General features: G+C 45.1%; 14 protein-coding genes. 4 read left to right on the top strand and 10 right to left on the bottom strand.

What is annotated here, in order from left to right; all coding sequences use genetic code 11:
- Window positions 1-5: 5 nt before the first annotated feature.
- The 5 genes from lysS to xerD form a co-directional block, all read right to left on the bottom strand.
- Window positions 6-1,538, bottom strand: coding sequence for a lysine--tRNA ligase (lysS, locus tag ITG09_03060; GenBank protein ID UPR52645.1), 1,533 nt, complete (start codon window positions 1,536-1,538; stop codon window positions 6-8).
- Window positions 1,539-1,636: 98 nt separating this feature from the next.
- Window positions 1,637-2,735 (bottom strand): peptide chain release factor 2 gene (prfB, locus tag ITG09_03055; protein UPR52644.1). Its coding sequence is split into 2 segments (ribosomal slippage): window positions 1,637-2,659 and window positions 2,661-2,735, totalling 1,098 coding nucleotides; the frame shifts between segments, so codons are not numbered across the junction.
- Between the two features lie 250 nt (window positions 2,736-2,985).
- The gene (gene recJ, locus ITG09_03050) at window positions 2,986-4,722 is read right to left on the bottom strand and encodes a single-stranded-DNA-specific exonuclease RecJ (GenBank protein ID UPR52643.1); all 1,737 of its coding nucleotides are present in this window, start codon (window positions 4,720-4,722) and stop codon (window positions 2,986-2,988) included.
- A 79-nt stretch (window positions 4,723-4,801) separates the two neighbouring features.
- Complete coding sequence (locus ITG09_03045) at window positions 4,802-5,581, bottom strand: thioredoxin fold domain-containing protein (GenBank protein UPR52642.1); 780 nt, start codon at window positions 5,579-5,581, stop codon at window positions 4,802-4,804.
- Window positions 5,582-5,607: 26 nt separating this feature from the next.
- The gene (xerD, locus tag ITG09_03040; protein ID UPR52641.1) at window positions 5,608-6,522 is read right to left on the bottom strand and encodes a site-specific tyrosine recombinase XerD; all 915 of its coding nucleotides are present in this window, start codon (window positions 6,520-6,522) and stop codon (window positions 5,608-5,610) included.
- Between the two features lie 150 nt (window positions 6,523-6,672).
- Here xerD and fldB point away from each other — a divergent pair, with 150 nt between their 5' ends.
- The gene (gene fldB, locus ITG09_03035) at window positions 6,673-7,194 is read left to right on the top strand and encodes a flavodoxin FldB (protein ID UPR52640.1); all 522 of its coding nucleotides are present in this window, start codon (window positions 6,673-6,675) and stop codon (window positions 7,192-7,194) included.
- A 134-nt stretch (window positions 7,195-7,328) separates the two neighbouring features.
- Here fldB and brnQ read toward each other — a convergent pair whose 3' ends face one another.
- Window positions 7,329-8,642: a branched-chain amino acid transport system II carrier protein gene (gene brnQ / locus ITG09_03030; protein ID UPR52639.1), complete on the bottom strand. Its 1,314-nt coding sequence runs from the start codon at window positions 8,640-8,642 to the stop codon at window positions 7,329-7,331.
- A gap of 314 nt (window positions 8,643-8,956) precedes the next feature.
- Between brnQ and ITG09_03025 the strand changes: the two genes are divergently transcribed.
- Both ITG09_03025 and srmB read left to right on the top strand, forming a co-directional pair.
- Window positions 8,957-9,685 (top strand): methyltransferase, encoded by a 729-nt coding sequence (locus tag ITG09_03025; GenBank protein UPR52638.1) that lies wholly within the window; start codon window positions 8,957-8,959, stop codon window positions 9,683-9,685.
- A 107-nt stretch (window positions 9,686-9,792) separates the two neighbouring features.
- Complete coding sequence (gene srmB, locus ITG09_03020) at window positions 9,793-11,058, top strand: ATP-dependent RNA helicase SrmB (GenBank protein ID UPR52637.1); 1,266 nt, start codon at window positions 9,793-9,795, stop codon at window positions 11,056-11,058.
- 111 nt (window positions 11,059-11,169) lie between these two features.
- On the opposite strand, the gene yaaA is transcribed toward srmB, so the two are convergent.
- Together yaaA and ITG09_03010 are read right to left on the bottom strand one after the other, a co-directional pair.
- The gene (gene yaaA / locus ITG09_03015; GenBank protein UPR52636.1) at window positions 11,170-11,946 is read right to left on the bottom strand and encodes a peroxide stress protein YaaA; all 777 of its coding nucleotides are present in this window, start codon (window positions 11,944-11,946) and stop codon (window positions 11,170-11,172) included.
- A gap of 227 nt (window positions 11,947-12,173) precedes the next feature.
- Window positions 12,174-13,601, bottom strand: coding sequence for an alanine:cation symporter family protein (locus ITG09_03010; GenBank protein UPR53575.1), 1,428 nt, complete (start codon window positions 13,599-13,601; stop codon window positions 12,174-12,176).
- A gap of 709 nt (window positions 13,602-14,310) precedes the next feature.
- Between ITG09_03010 and ITG09_03005 the strand changes: the two genes are divergently transcribed.
- Window positions 14,311-14,499 carry a DUF3545 family protein gene (locus tag ITG09_03005; GenBank protein ID UPR52635.1) on the top strand — a complete coding sequence of 63 codons (189 nt, stop codon included), beginning with the start codon at window positions 14,311-14,313 and terminating at the stop codon, window positions 14,497-14,499.
- 151 nt (window positions 14,500-14,650) lie between these two features.
- Here ITG09_03005 and ITG09_03000 read toward each other — a convergent pair whose 3' ends face one another.
- Together ITG09_03000 and ung are read right to left on the bottom strand one after the other, a co-directional pair.
- On the bottom strand, window positions 14,651-15,202 hold the full coding sequence (locus tag ITG09_03000; GenBank protein UPR52634.1) for a hemerythrin domain-containing protein: 552 nt from the start codon (window positions 15,200-15,202) through the stop codon (window positions 14,651-14,653).
- Between the two features lie 86 nt (window positions 15,203-15,288).
- Window positions 15,289-15,969, bottom strand: coding sequence for a uracil-DNA glycosylase (gene ung, locus ITG09_02995; GenBank protein ID UPR52633.1), 681 nt, complete (start codon window positions 15,967-15,969; stop codon window positions 15,289-15,291).
- Window positions 15,970-15,993 lie beyond the last annotated feature (24 nt).

Raw genomic sequence — 15,993 nt, 5'->3', positions numbered from 1 at the left:
GAAAATTACGCTTGAGGACGCATCGCCGGAAACAAGATCACGTCACGGATTGTGTGCGTGTTAGTAAATAGCATCGCTAGGCGATCGATACCAATACCTTGACCCGCTGTTGGCGGTAGGCCGTGCTCTAGTGCAGTAATGTAGTCTGCATCGTAGTACATCGCTTCGTCATCACCCGCGTCTTTTGCGTTAACTTGTGCTTTGAAACGCTCATCTTGGTCTTGTGCATCGTTAAGCTCAGAGAAACCGTTCGCTACTTCACGGCCGCCGATGAAGAACTCAAAGCGGTCTGTGAAGAATGGGTTGCTGTCGCTACGACGAGCCAGTGGAGAGATGTCCGCTGGGTAACCCGTGATGAACGTTGGTTGAATTAGCTGAGGCTCAGCCGTTTCACCAAAGATCTCTTCAAGAAGCTGACCACATGTCCAGAACTTCTCAACGTACAGACCCACTTCTTCTGCAATTTTAACCATCAATTCTCTGTTCTGAAGATCGTCTTCAGTCAGAGCTTGAATGTTTGCATTTTCAGGTGTGTAGTGTTTGATTGCATCGAACATGCTCATGCGAGCGTAAGTGCCACCGAACTCAACTGTTTCGTCGCCATAAGGCATAGAAGTCGAACCAAGAACGTCCATCGCTGCTGTGCTTAGCATCTCTTCTGTTAGATCCATTAGATCTTTGTAGTCAGAGTACGCTTGGTAGAATTCCATCATTGTGAATTCTGGATTGTGACGTGGAGAAAGACCTTCGTTACGGAAGTTACGGTTGATCTCGAATACACGGTCAAAACCACCAACCACTAGACGCTTAAGGTAAAGCTCAGGTGCAACACGTAGGTACATGTCGATGTCTAGTGCGTTGTGATGAGTGATGAATGGACGTGCAGTTGCACCGCCTGGGATCACGTGCATCATTGGCGTTTCAACTTCTAGGTAGCCTTTTGAGCTCATGAAGTTACGGATTGAAGACACAAGCTTAGAACGCACGATGAATGTGTTACGAGAGTCTTCGTTCACGATTAGGTCAACGTAACGCTGACGGTAACGCATCTCTTGGTCAGTTAGACCGTGGAACTTCTCTGGCAGAGGACGAAGTGCTTTCGTTAGCAATTCAAACTCTTCCATGTTCACGTAAAGGTCGCCTTTACCAGACTTGTGAAGCGCACCTTTAACACCGATGATGTCACCGATATCTAGGCCTTGGTACTTCTCTTTTAGTACTTTTTGAACGTCTTTCGCTGCGTATGCTTGGATACGACCAGAAGTTTCTTGAATCGCAAGGAATGGACCACGCTTCGCCATAATACGACCAGCGATCGCAACGATGTGGTTAAGCTCTTCTAGCTCTTCCTTAGTCTTCTCACCGAATTCCGCTTGAAGGTCGCCAGCTAAGTGCTCACGACGGAAGTCATTTGGGTGACCGTTAGCTTTGCAGTTCAGGCGGATATGATCCAACTTGCTGCGGCGCTCAGCGATTAGTTTGTTCTCTTCAGGTGAAGAAGCTTCTTGTGCGTTTTCGTTTTGAACAGCATCAGTCATTAGAGATGTACCCTGCTTTTATAATTTGGACAGCTATATTTTTTCAAATATAGGCATTTTTACCAATATTATTGGTAAAGCTTAATAGTTGGTAAAGCTTACAGACCTGATTTCAGGCTAGCTTCAATAAACTTGTCTAAGTCACCGTCAAGAACCGCTTGAGTGTTACGGTTTTCGATGCCGGTGCGCAAATCTTTGATACGAGAATCATCCAGTACGTAAGAGCGGATTTGACTGCCCCAACCGATGTCTGATTTCGTCTCTTCGCTCGCTTGTTTTTCAGCATTTTGTTTTTGAATCTCAAGTTCAAAAAGCTTAGCACGTAGCTGCTTCATCGCTTGATCTTTGTTCTTATGCTGCGAACGGTCATTCTGACATTGAACCACTGTGTTGGTTGGAACGTGAGTAATACGTACCGCCGATTCAGTGGTGTTTACGTGCTGACCACCAGCGCCAGAGGCACGGTATACGTCAATACGTAAGTCAGAAGGATTAATGTCGATCGTAATGTTGTCATCAATCTCTGGGTAGATAAACGCAGATGCAAATGAAGTATGACGACGGCCACTTGAATCAAATGGTGACTTACGAACTAGACGGTGAACACCGGTCTCTGTACGTAACCAACCATAAGCGTACTCACCAGAAATACGTACCGTTGCGCCTTTAAGGCCAGCAACATCACCATCAGACACTTCGATAACTTCGGTCTTGAAGCCTTTCGAATCTGCCCAACGTAAGTACATGCGCAACATCATTGAAGTCCAGTCTTGAGCTTCTGTACCGCCCGAGCCTGACTGTAAATCGATGTAGCAATCTGATGCGTCGTGATCGCCAGCAAACATACGACGGAATTCCAGTTTTTCTAGCTTAGCTTCTAGCTCAGCCAGTTCTGGTTCAATTTCGTCAAACGTTTCTTGGTCTTCTTCTTCAACCGCAAGCTCTAATAGACCTTCAACATCCTCAACACCTTGGTCAAGTTGGTCGATCGTTTCTACTACCGCTTCCAATGCAGAACGTTCTTTACCTAGCGCTTGAGCACGCTCAGGTTCGTTCCATACATCCGGTTGTTCTAATTCTGCGTTTACTTCTTCTAGACGCTCTTTCTTAGCGTCATAGTCAAAGATACCCCCTCAGGATATTTGTGCGTTCAGACACATCCTGCAGACGGTTTTTAATAGGATTGATTTCAAACATTTTAGCTCATCATTTATGAGTAGAATTTAACCGAAGAATTGTACTCAAAAGTGTGACGGAGATACAGAATTTTTTAGAGTGGAAAGCCAAGATTCAATAACTTAGTGGGATATAAATTTGACAGGCTGAAAAAAGACGTAGGATTCATAAGGGAAAGAAAGAAAACAAGCCCTATTTTTGAACAGAGCTTGTTGAATTTGGGGCTAGATAATGAACATTATTCAGTGAAGATAACGCTATTTGACTTCAACTATTTCGCTTCAATATGGTCAATCATCAACTGCAACGATTGGTTGCCACGAAACTCGTTGATATCCAGCTTAAATGCGAGATTCACTGTTTTCACGGACGCATCTGGCCAGCGACGTAAATCAACGTTGAAGGCAATACCATCGATCATTACGTTGGTTGGATGACCTTTGTATAAAGGTTCTAGCATTAATTTAAGGTGTTTTTCACCGACCAACTTTTGATGCAATACTTTGAACTCACCGTCGAAGATGGGTTCAGGGAACGCTTGTCCCCAAGGACCACCTGAACGCAACGTTTCAGCGGTGTGCATTGAGAACTCTTCTGGTAACAGTTCGCCATCAGACAAGATGATGCCCTTCAACGCTGTCTCACCGAGCTCTTTGCGCACTACGTCATCAAACATCTTACTGAATCGCTCGAAGTCTTTTTCCATAATGGTCAAACCGGCCGCCATCGCATGGCCACCAAACTTCAAGATCAAGCCAGGGTTTTGAGTGTCGATTCGGTCAAGCGCATCGCGCATGTGCAAACCCGGAATCGATCGGCATGACCCCTTAATACTGCCTTCACCACCATCAGCAAATGCGATCACTGGTCGGTGGTATTTGTCTTTGATACGCGAAGCCAAAATACCAATCACACCTTGGTGCCAATCACGCTGGAACAAAGCTAGACCAGAAGGCAGGTCGTCTTTACCAAACTCAAGCCGCTCACAAAAAGCCATCGCTTCTTGTTTCATGCCCTCTTCAATCTCTTTACGTGTTTGGTTCAAACCATCTAACTCGCTGGCCATTCGACGTGCAGCGTGAATGTTATTGCTCATCAACAACTCAACACCAAACGACATATCATCCAATCGTCCTGCCGCATTGATACGCGGGCCGAGTGCAAAACCAAAATCAGAAGCGACCAAACGCTTAGCGTCTCGCTTAGCAATTTCAATCAAGGCCTGAATACCTGGGCGCGCTTTGCCTGCACGGATACGCTGCAAACCTTGATGAACCAAAATACGGTTATTTTCATCGAGTGGTACCACATCGGCAACGGTACCTAACGCAACCAAATCGATCAGCTCCATCAACTTTGGTTCTGTCATGCCATGTTGTGCGAACCAACCCAATTTACGCATATGAACACACAGCGCCATCATCAGGTAAAACGCCACACCCACACCCGCTAGTGCTTTTGAAGGAAATGCACAGCTTTCTAGGTTGGGATTCACCATCGCATCAGCGATTGGCAGTTCATTACCCGGTAAGTGATGATCAGTAACCAGCACATCAAGGCCTTGCTCTTTAGCGAAGCGAACACCGTCAATCGAAGAGACACCGTTGTCCACGGTCATGATCACTTCGGCACCAATCTCAATCGCTTGTTCAACAACTTCCGGGCTCAAGCCGTAGCCATCTTCAAAGCGGTTTGGTACTAAGTAATCGACATTCGAACTGCCCAGCATACGCAGTGCCAACACCGACAAAGCGGAACTGGTTGCGCCATCAGCATCAAAATCACCGACAATGATAATGCGTTTTTGCTGCTGAATCGCTTTGAACAACAGCTCAACCGCAGCATCAATACCACCCAGTTTTTGATAAGAGTGCAAGCCTTTCGCTGCTGTCTCTAGTTGGTCGGCACTGTCGATTCCGCGACTCACATAAATGCGCTTTAACAAGTCAGGTAAGTGAGCAGGTAAGACTGAAATGTCGACCTCAGGACGGCGTTGGATCTCTATCATATAAAAATGGGCCCGATATCAATCAGGCCACTCCTTAAATCAAAAACATGGGGGATAAATTGGCAATACAGAAGCGAGATTATTGCTCTAAACGTTGAAGAAGTTGTGCTGGCGGTAAGTAACCACTCACCAATTCACCACTTGCTAGCACGATAGCCGGAGTGCCATTGATGCCAAGCTCACGACCCAATTGATACTGTTTAGCAATGATCTGCTTTTGCTCTGCTAGGTCTTTACCAGACGCTGGCATTTGACGATTGACTTTAGCATCATGCATCGCTGTTTTTGGATCATCTGAAGCCCAGATTGCTGCCATTTGATCGGCAACTTGCCCTGTCGCACCTTGGCGTGGGTAAGCCATATAACGAACAGTAATACCCAGATCGTTGTAGCCCTGCATTTGACTGTGCAGACGAACACAGTAGCCACACGTAATGTCAGTAAATACCGTCACAACATACTTTTCGTTATCGGCTTTATATTCAATAACCGTATCCGACATCGCTGCAACTTTTTCAGCATTCAACGGAGCTTGACGCTCAGCCAAAACATCACTGAACTTACCGTTGTCATCCAAAGAGTAAAGTGTACCAGCTAGGAAGTGATCACCCTCTGGAGAAGAAAAGATAATGCCGCTGTTGGTTTGAACCTCTAAAAGACCGTCGATATCCGAGGGAACAATCTTATCGACCTTAATACCGATTTTTTCAAAACGCTTCGTTAACGCAGCTGTATCAATAGCTTGAGCTGGAGCAGCTTCTACGGCTGTTGATGTTGTTTCTACTTTCGCTTCTGATGCATTACATGCAGTAATCATGAGAGGAAGCGCTAATAGAGGAAGACGGCGTAATACGCTCATTAAGTTCACCTTAAAAATAAATGGATTTAAGCACGTGGGTGATGCTGCGCATGAATTTGCTTCAGCCTTTCAGTCGCCACGTGAGTATAAATTTGGGTTGTCGATAAGTCACTATGCCCAAGTAACATCTGTACGACCCTTAGATCTGCACCATAGTTCAGTAAATGCGTCGCAAAAGCGTGTCTCAAGACGTGTGGTGACAACAATTCTGTGTCGATCCCAGCGACGACCGAGTAGTGCTTGATACGATACCAGAACGTCTGACGGGTCATTTGCTTTGCGCGTTTACTCGGAAAAACCACATCAGAACTCTTTTCGCCAAGTAGATGTGGACGACCTTGTTCAATAAAAGTCTCTATCCAATCCACTGCATTTTCGCCCATTGGCACCAAGCGCTCTTTGCCACCCTTACCAATAACACGCACCACGCCTTGTCTTAGGCTGATGTTTTCCATCGTCAAGCTAACCAGTTCTGTCACACGCAAACCGGTTGCATATAGTAACTCAAGCATCGCCTTATCGCGAAGCTCAATCGGATCGTTCGGATCTGGCGCTTCAAGCAAAGCATCAACCTGCTCTTCGCTCAAATCTTTCGGCAAGCGTTGAGGCAGTTTAGGGCTGATCAACAAGGCGCTTGGATCATCACCTCTTACTTTCTCGCGATGTAAATATTGGAACAAGCGACGAATCGCCGACAACATGCGAGCACGGGAAGTCTGCTTAAAATCGGCATCGGCTAACCAGCCTTGATAATCCTGTAAACCTGAAAGGCTAATGAAGTCGAGGCGGTAATTGTTCTTTTCCATCCAGGCTAATAACTTGGATAAATCGGTACGATAAGAGATGAGTGTATTCTCCGATAATCCTCGCTCCATCCACATAGCATCTAAAAACTGCTCAACGAGACCGTGGTCTGCGCTCTGCCCTTGAGGCGACTGCATAGTGTTACTCACAATATTGGAAACTGTTTTGAGAGTATGCCAGAGCAAATATGAATGCCATAAAAATTACGACTTGAGCGGATAATCGCTGCAATCGAAGTCGATTTATGGTTAGAATTCGCCATCTGAAATTAAAATCGAACGTTTGCTATGAAAATTGGATTATTTTACGGCTCAACCACCTGCTACACAGAAATGGCAGCAGAGAAAATTCGCGGCATTATTGGTGAAGACCTAGTTGATATCCATAACGTGAAAGAAACCCCTCTTTCATTGATGGCGGACTACGACCTTTTATTGCTAGGCATCTCGACTTGGGACTTCGGTGAAATCCAAGAAGATTGGAATGAACTGTGGGAAGACATCGCAACCACGCCAATGAAAGGCAAGGTTGTAGCCCTGTTTGGTTTAGGTGACCAAGAAGGCTACGGTGAATGGTTCCTAGATGCGATGGGGCTATTGCATGATGAACTGAAAACCGCGGGTGCTGAGTTTGTTGGCTTCTGGCCAAACGATGACAGCTACGAGTTCGAAGCATCTAAAGCGTTAACGGAAGACCAATCTCAATTCGTTGGTTTGGCGCTTGATGAAGATTCACAATACGAGCTTAGCGACGACCGTATCGCAAGTTGGGTTGAGCAAGTACTGGTTGAGTACAGCGAAAAGCTATAACCAAACAGAAGTGCCCCCAGCTAAGTAACTAGCTAAATATAAAAAGGCCACAGAATACAAAAAGGCCTCATTACTGCGAAGTAATGAGGCCTTTTCTATTTCATCTCGAAGGACAATCTAATCTCAACGGAAGATTAAACAGTCTCTTCAGCCATCTCTTGTTCTGTTGATTTACCAACAAAGAACATGCAGATGATTGCAGCAGTTGTTGGAAGCAACCAACCCATACCAATCTCAAACAGTGGCAGCATCTTCAGTGCAGATACATCCACACCCGCTACTTTAGCGCCATCAATTAGAGCAAACAGTAGAGACACTAATACCACCACGCGGTAAGCCGCTTTTGGATTAGGGAAACGGCTACGCAAGAACGTCAGAGCAACCAACGCGATAGCGACTGGGTACAGTGCAAACAGTACTGGAACAGACAGAGAAATCAGTTGAGAAAGGCCAACGTTCGCTACGGTTGCACAAGCTACACCGTTGATGATTACCCAAGTCTTGTAAGACAAAGGCGTTAGCGAGCTGAAGTAATCAGAACATGCTGAAACAAGGCCAATCGCCGTTGTTAGACATGCCAGTAATACGATCACTGAAAGCACTAGCTGACCTGATGGGCCAAACAGTGATTGAACGTAAAGGCTTAAGATAGCACCGCCATTGTCCGCACCCGCTGCGACTGTTGCGCTTGTTGCGCCCAAGAAGAACAGAGAGATGTAAACAAACGCTAGACCAGCCGCGGCAATACAACCCGCGCTAATTAGGTACTTAGTCGTCGCTGCACGATCAGTAATGCCCTTGCTGCGAATCGCATCAACAATCAGCATGCCAAACATCAACGAAGCAAACGTATCCATGGTGTTGTAGCCTTCAAGGAAACCTTTGGTCAGTGGCTGAGTAATGTACTCACCGTGAGCCGCAAGAATGTCGCCTTGTGGGTTAACGAACACAGCAACTGCCAGTACAACCAAACCAACAAACAGTGCAGGTGTTAGTACCTTACCAATTACGTCAATAAGCTTACCTTGCGACCATGAAAAGAACATCGCTACGACAAAAAATGCAATCGAAAAAAGAGTTAGGTGAGCTTGAGAGGCATCGATGAAGAACGGTTTCACCGCCATCTCATAAGCAACAAGGCCAGTACGCGGTGCAGCAAATGCAGGACCGATAATGATAAAGATCAGCACAGCCATAATGGTTGCAGCTTTCTTAGGAAGATCTTTAGTTAAGTGACCCCAAGAGCCACCAGCCACTGCCACAGCGACGATAGTGATTAACGGCAGACCAACGGCAGTCAGCAGAAAACCAGACATCGCTGGAAGGAAGTGATCACCGGCTAATTGACCAGCTAGAGGTGGGAAGATGATATTACCCGCACCCAAGAAAAACGCAAAAAGCATAAAGCCCAATGCCATTATATCTGTTAGTTTTAGACTCTGTTTCACAGATAATCCTTAATTATATTTATGAATTTATGTTGTGCTTACATGAATGTTACAGCTCAAGGCTGCCAATCAATCTATAAAATAGTCGCGCATAATGACGAAACAACTGGCTAGCTGCAAGTCACCACACAAAAACACCATATAAATTTGCATATGAGAACAAAAAGCAGTGGATTCCACTAGCTATAGAAAAATAGCCACAATTATAAACTAACCACAATTCACAACAATAACTTCTAAAGCAGAACATTGATCCATACAAGCGGTTAACATTAGAGCTAATCACTTAAAATATCTCGATACTCAGAACATTAATGAAAGACAAAACAGTGCAAACTAAAAGCTTCAATTTTAAGCAATTCTCAATTTACGGCGGGCAAAGCGGCATGCCAGTCAGTACCGATGGCGTATTACTTGGCGCGTGGGTAAGCCTGCCACAAAGATCATGTGTACTCGATATTGGAACAGGAACAGGTTTGTTGGCCTTGATGGCTACGCAGCGTTTTGAGGATGCTTTAATCTCTGCGATAGATATTGATCAACACGCCATTGATGCTGCCACAGTCAATATTGAGCAGTCGCCTTGGCAAGATAGAATATCCCTTCATCACGGCAGCGTGTTAACGGCGGATTTTCCACAAAGGTTTGATGCAATCATCTGTAACCCGCCCTACTTCAACTCTGGAGAACAGGCTCAACAAAGCCAAAGAGCCACCGCCAGACACACAGACAGCTTAGATCACTTTGATCTTGCGAAGCGCTGCTTCGAGATAACAACCGACTCTGCGACGGCCAGCTTCATACTGCCAACGCCAGAGGGAGAAGGCTTCATCAAACTTGCCGAGCAATGTGGTTGGTACCTAGCAAAACGCCTTGATGTGAAAACAACCGACAAAAAACCGGCAATTCGAGTTCTGTTTGAATTGTCTAAAGATCCTGCTTGCGAGCAAGATTTGAAGCGTGAATCGCTTACGATCCATCACGATGGCGGTTATAGCGAGGCATTTATTGCCCTTACTAAAGATTTTTATCTCAAGATGTAGCAAATACCATGTGATCCTAATCACTAATGCTTCTATAATGTCCGACTACTCTTTTTTATCGTCTGCTTTTTGAGGCAGAAACATTTATTGCTTGTGGAGAAACAACAGTGATCAGAACCTTTGCAGAACTCGATCTAAACCAAGAGCTGCTTAAAGCAATTGACGAAATGGGCTACGAACGCCCTACACAGATACAAGCTGAAGCAATCCCACAAGCGTTAGATGGAAGAGACGTTTTGGCTTCTGCGCCAACAGGTACTGGTAAAACAGCATCATTTGTATTGCCAGCACTGCAATACCTACTGGATTTCCCACGTAAGAAATCTGGCCCTGCACGTATGCTTATCCTGACGCCAACGCGTGAGCTAGCAATGCAGATCACCGAACAAGCACGTGAGCTTGCTAAATACACTAGCCTAAATATCTTCACGATCACGGGCGGTGTGATGTACCAAGAGCACGCAGATATCTTAAGTACAACTCAGGATATCGTAGTCGCAACACCTGGTCGTTTGATGGAATACATTGAAGGTGAGCGTTTCGATTGTCGTGCGATTGAATGGTTAGTTCTGGATGAAGCAGACCGCATGCTAGACATGGGCTTTGGCCCGGTTGTGGACCGTTTATCAGCAGAATGTCGCTGGCGTAAGCAAACTTTACTGTTCTCAGCAACGCTAGAAGGTAAAGGCATTGAAGGTTTTACTGAAGATCTGCTGAAAAACCCAGCGGAGATCGATGCGAAATCATCACTTCGTGAACGTAAGAAGATCACTCAATGGTATCACCGCGCCGATTCAGCGAAACACAAACTTGATATCCTAAAACATATCATCACAGAGCAAGCTGAACGCAGCATCATCTTCTTGAAAACTCGTGACCGCCTAGGTGATCTTCGAGCTCAACTAGAAAGTGCACAGATCCCATGTGTATGGATCCAAGGTGAAATGCCTCAAGATCGTCGTAACAACGCTATTGCTCGTTTCCGCGATGGTTCTATCAACGTACTGCTGGCAACGGACGTCGCAGCTCGTGGTATCGACCTTCCAGATGTGAGCCACGTTATTAACTACGACATGCCACGTACAGCAGATGTCTACCTACACCGTATCGGCCGTACGGCTCGTGCAGGTAAAAAAGGTAACGCGGTTTCTATCATTGAAGCACACGATCAGCTAATGATTGAACGTGTGGCTCGTTACACTGAAGATGCGATCAAAGAACGCTTCATCGAAGGCATGCGTCCAACGCACAAGAAAGCTGCGGTAACGAAGAAGAAGAAACCGAAGAAAGAAGACAAGAAAGCAGTAGCGAAGCAAAAAATTGCTAAGAAAAAGAAAATCGCTAAGAAAAAGAAAGCCGTTAAGAACAAGTAATCTAACGCTTTCAACGATTCAATAAAAAGCCCCATGCAGTTCGCTGCATGGGGCTTTTTCTATCTAGTGGGTATCTCGCCGTATAGCGTGACGACCATTAATCAATAACGTCTAGTTTTGTTCTTCGCGCTTGAAGACCAACTCTTTCGCGTTCGACTCTTCTTCAACGAAGTAGTAACCCGCGGTATCAAATTTGGTCAACGCTTCAACTGAATCGATTTTGTTCTCAATGATGTATCGAGCCATCATGCCACGCGCTTTTTTCGCGTAAAAGCTGATCACTTTGTACTGGCCATTCTTGCAGTCTTTAAAAACTGGCGTGATGATTTGACCATCAAGGCTCTTCGGCTTCACTGCTTTAAAGTATTCGTTAGACGCTAGGTTGATCAACACATTGTCGCCTTGGGCATTCAACGCTTCATTCAGCTTGTCTGTGATGATATTGCCCCAGAACTGGTACAAGTTAGTACCACGAGCATTCGCTAAGCGTGTGCCCATCTCTAGGCGGTAAGGCTGCATCAAATCTAACGGCTTAAGCAAACCATATAGGCCAGAAAGCATGCGCAGATGATTTTGTGCGTAGTCAAAATCTTCATCCGATAGCGTTTCAGCGTCTAGGCCAGTGTATACATCGCCCTTAAAGGCTAGGATTGCTTGGCGTGCGTTGTCTTGGGTAAAGGTCTCGCTCCACTGCTCAAAGCGCGCTACGTTCAACCCTGCGATTTTATCGCTGACTTTCATCAGTGCAGAAATATCCACTGGCGTCAGCTTACGGCACTCTTCAATCAACTCAGCAGAGTGTTCAACAAACTCAGGCTGACTAAAGCGTTCAGTCGCTATTGGTGATTCGTAATCAAGTGTTTTGGCTGGAGAAACGACAACTAACATAACTTTACCCTAATCGGTTATCTAACTGGATGCAGCTAGAGTATAGAAAAAACATCAACTTGTCTTTATGACTATTCCTATTACTTTAATAGGGAGAATGAGCTTCGATAGGGGGAATGAGCTTTGGTAGACAGAATGAGACAAATAACAGACAAAGAAAAAGGCTAAGGTCGAAACCTTAGCCTTTCTAATCGTTTTAGGATGAGCGATTTATCGCTCCAACAAGACTACTTCTTGTTGTTGTCCCAAATACCGTCTTCCAGTTGAGACTTAAGCTCTGGGAAGTCATTCGAATCGAATGTTGGTACTTTACCCGCGTCTAGTTGGCGGTTGTAGTCTTTCGCTAGCTTAATCACGATGCCCGATAGCAGGATAATCGCCACCAAGTTAACAATCGCCATTAAACCCATCGATACGTCAGCCAGAGCCCATACCGTTGGTAGTGTCGCTAGAGAGCCGAACATAACCATACCCAGAACAACAATACGGAACAGCACTAGGCCTTTCTTGTTGTTGTGCTCAAGGAAGATAAGGTTCGTTTCAGCGTACGAGTAGTTTGCAATGATTGAAGTGAAAGCGAAGAAGAAAATCGCTACCGCTACAAAGATGCCGCCCCATTCGCCAACTTGTGCGGTTAATGCACGTTGCGTTAGTTCGATACCTGTTACTTCACCGTGTGGTACATACTCACCAGACATCAGGATGATTGCTACTGTTGCTGAACAGATAACAATGGTATCCATGAACACGCCTAGCATTTGCACGTAACCTTGTGATGCTGGATGCGGTGGGTAAGGCGTAGCAGAAGCTGCTGCGTTTGGCGCAGAACCCATACCCGCTTCGTTCGAGAACAAACCACGTTTGATGCCGTTAATCATCGCTTGTGCGATTGCGTAACCTAAACCACCCGCCGCTGCTTCTTGCAGACCGAATGCACTCTTGAAGATAAGAGCCAGTACTTCAGGCACTTTCTCAATGTTTGTGAACATCACGTACATAGCGATCGCTAGGTAAGCCAATGCCATGATTGGAACGATAATTTCTGCTGTACGTGCAATCTTACGGATACCACCGAAGATAACGAATGCAGAGATAATTACGATACCAACACCAACGTAGCTGCGCTCAAGGTCAAATGCTGTGTTCATTGCGCTTGCAATCGCGTTTGCTTGAACCGCGTTGAATACAAGACCGAATGCAATGATTAGGAAGATAGAGAATAGAACCCCCATCCAACGCATGCCTAGGCCTTTCTCCATGTAGTATGCAGGGCCGCCGCGGTAGTTACCGTCGTTGTCACGCGTTTTGTATAGCTGTGCCAGTGTGCTTTCTGCAAACGATGTTGCCATACCTAGCATTGCGATTAGCCACATCCAGAAGATAGCGCCAGGGCCACCAGCGGTTAGAGCTACAGCAACACCTGCCATGTTACCCGTACCGACACGAGCAGCGAGACTAGTACAAAGAGCTTGGAAAGAAGAGATACCAGCACTGTCTGCTTTACGGCTGTTTCTAAGAACAGAGAACATGTGGCCGAAATGGCGGAATTGAATGAAGCCTAGTCGTACAGTGAAGTAGATACCCACACCAACCAGTAAGTAAACTAAGATAGATCCCCAAAGGAGATCGTTCATCAAATTGATTAAGTCTGTCACGTGAACCTCGTAATTGAGTTTAAGCACCGATCATGCTTCCTAGCCTTCCTCTTAATCGCCTATGCCTCTGTCAATGTTGTGTCGGCACTCTTGTTATATTCTTGCAGCGATTGAGACTGTAAATGTCGCTTCATGCATCCATTTTACGTATCAGTGTATTTTTTGACGGGCGGATAATGCAGCGAGACGGCCTAAAAATCAATATGCAAATACACTTATATTAAAATGACATTTCACTAATAACACACCTTTTGTTAACACAACTTTCAACAATACAGTCCAATAAAAGTCACATCATCGGGACATAATATCAACAACAGCCACAGCACCGCCCCAACAAGAACATCATCCCATAAAAATGACGTCAGCCTAGGTTTTACAAGGTATAGTGAAGATCTTCGTTTTTTTCTAGGCCAATGATATCCCTATACCGCACGGCACCATACGCACTTAAATGCATTGTAGTCAAAACGCTATTCCATTCGCACAATGAATTAACATTCAATAACCCCCAATTTAATCGTTTACTTAGGTTTGTTTGCTTGTTTTTTGTACATAGCAATTCTCGCAATGTGTGAGCATGCATAAGAAAACAGAACAAAAACTTCATGAACTTGAAACAAATGAGAAACAAATCAAAGTTATTGTGAACCTAAATATGATATTTATTGGTTCGTAAGAACTAGTCCCACGGAAGGAGATATGGCTTATGGATAGCTTTCAATTCGATGAAGTATCAGAACTAGAAATGCCTCGTGTAACTCAAAAATCACGCTCGAAACCACTCAAGCGTAAGTGGCGTGAAATCGAAGCCATCAACGATCGTAGACAGCTTGAGAAAGAGCTAAGAGAGATGAATCTAGGTCTTGATTTTAGCCTTGACGATATAAAGCTTTAATCAGCACGATAAGAAATCAGATGGCAAAAGGCACCTGTATAGGTGCCTTTTTATTTTGTGAGGTATTTCACCCGCTCAAAGCGTCATTTGGAAACCAGCCCTCTAATATAGAAGGCAACTAAAAATAGACGCATTTCAACATTACACCGCGCTAAACGCACTCTTGTTCATTTTGTCGTACACGAGCTGCAAGCTGGCGGTATTGATCAGCAATCGTCTCTCCAAAGATAGGGTCATCTTCGGGTTGAAGCCATTGAGACTCCACCTCTTGCCAATCTTTCACCGTGAACGCCTCTAAAATCATGGGGAGCACATGCTTCTCTTCATATTCCATGTGCTTTCTCTGAGCCTTAACAAACGCTTCAAGCTGCTCAATAAAGACTTGCTGAGGAACCACCGCATCTTGAAGGATCATATCGACCAAACCTAAAAAGTCTGCCGTTTTCTCAGAAAGCAGTTGATGCTCTAACTCCAAGTCTTCAATCACTTGGTCACTGCCATACTGCTTGAGATAGTAGCGGTAAATGACGTCTTCTTTAGGGTGATGCACTTTGTCTGAATGGTTCATCAGGTAATGAACCACCTCTGCGATCAGGCTATAGTTTATTTCTCGCTCCTGTTTCAGAAACTCTAACTTACTGTTGAGTATCGCGAGTAAACGAGCCATATAGCCATGCTCTCGTCTTATCCTTTCAATCATCATAGTATTGCACTCCATTACACCTACTATTTACAAGTGTATACGAATATGCTGCTTTATGATTTGACCCTGCTCAGAAAACCACCAACCTACACTTCTATTGGTAGATGCCAGTCAATAGGTTGTTGATCCATAGAAGAAAGTAGCTTGTTTGTTGTTGAGAAGTGCTGACAACCGAAGAAACCACGACGTGCTGATAATGGCGATGGATGAGGTGCGACCAACACATGGTGTTTATCTGCATCAATCGCTTGACCTTTCTTCTGGGCATGCGCGCCCCACAGTAAGAAGATAATCGGCTCAGAACGCTGGTTGAGCTCAGCAATAATGGTATCGGTAAAGATTTCCCAACCACACTTAGCATGTGAGTGTGCTTTTGCTTCTTCTACGGTTAGTACCGTATTCAGCATTAACACCCCTTGCGATGCCCAAGTGTCGAGGTAGCCATGACTAGGGATCTCAAAGCCTTCTATATCTTGTGCGAGTTCTTTGTACATATTACGCAGAGACGGTGGGATTTTAACGCCAGGTAACACAGAAAATGCTAAGCCATGAGCTTGGTTAGCGCCGTGATAAGGGTCTTGCCCAAGGATAACCACACGTACAGACCCAAAAGGCGTCATATCAAAGGCACTGAACACCTGATGTTGTGGCGGGTAGACTGTTTTGCCACTATTACGTTGCTGTTCAACAAACGCGAGGACACTCTGAAAGTACTCTTTATCACGTTCATCATTAATAATGGATTCCCAAGTCTTTGGTGCGCTCATCGTTTTACTTCCCAATCATCAAGG

The organism is Vibrio cyclitrophicus (assembly GCA_023206055.1).
In the GTDB taxonomy this organism is placed as follows: Bacteria; Pseudomonadota; Gammaproteobacteria; order Enterobacterales; family Vibrionaceae; genus Vibrio; species Vibrio cyclitrophicus_A.
This window is presented reverse-complemented; position numbering and strand designations above follow the sequence as displayed.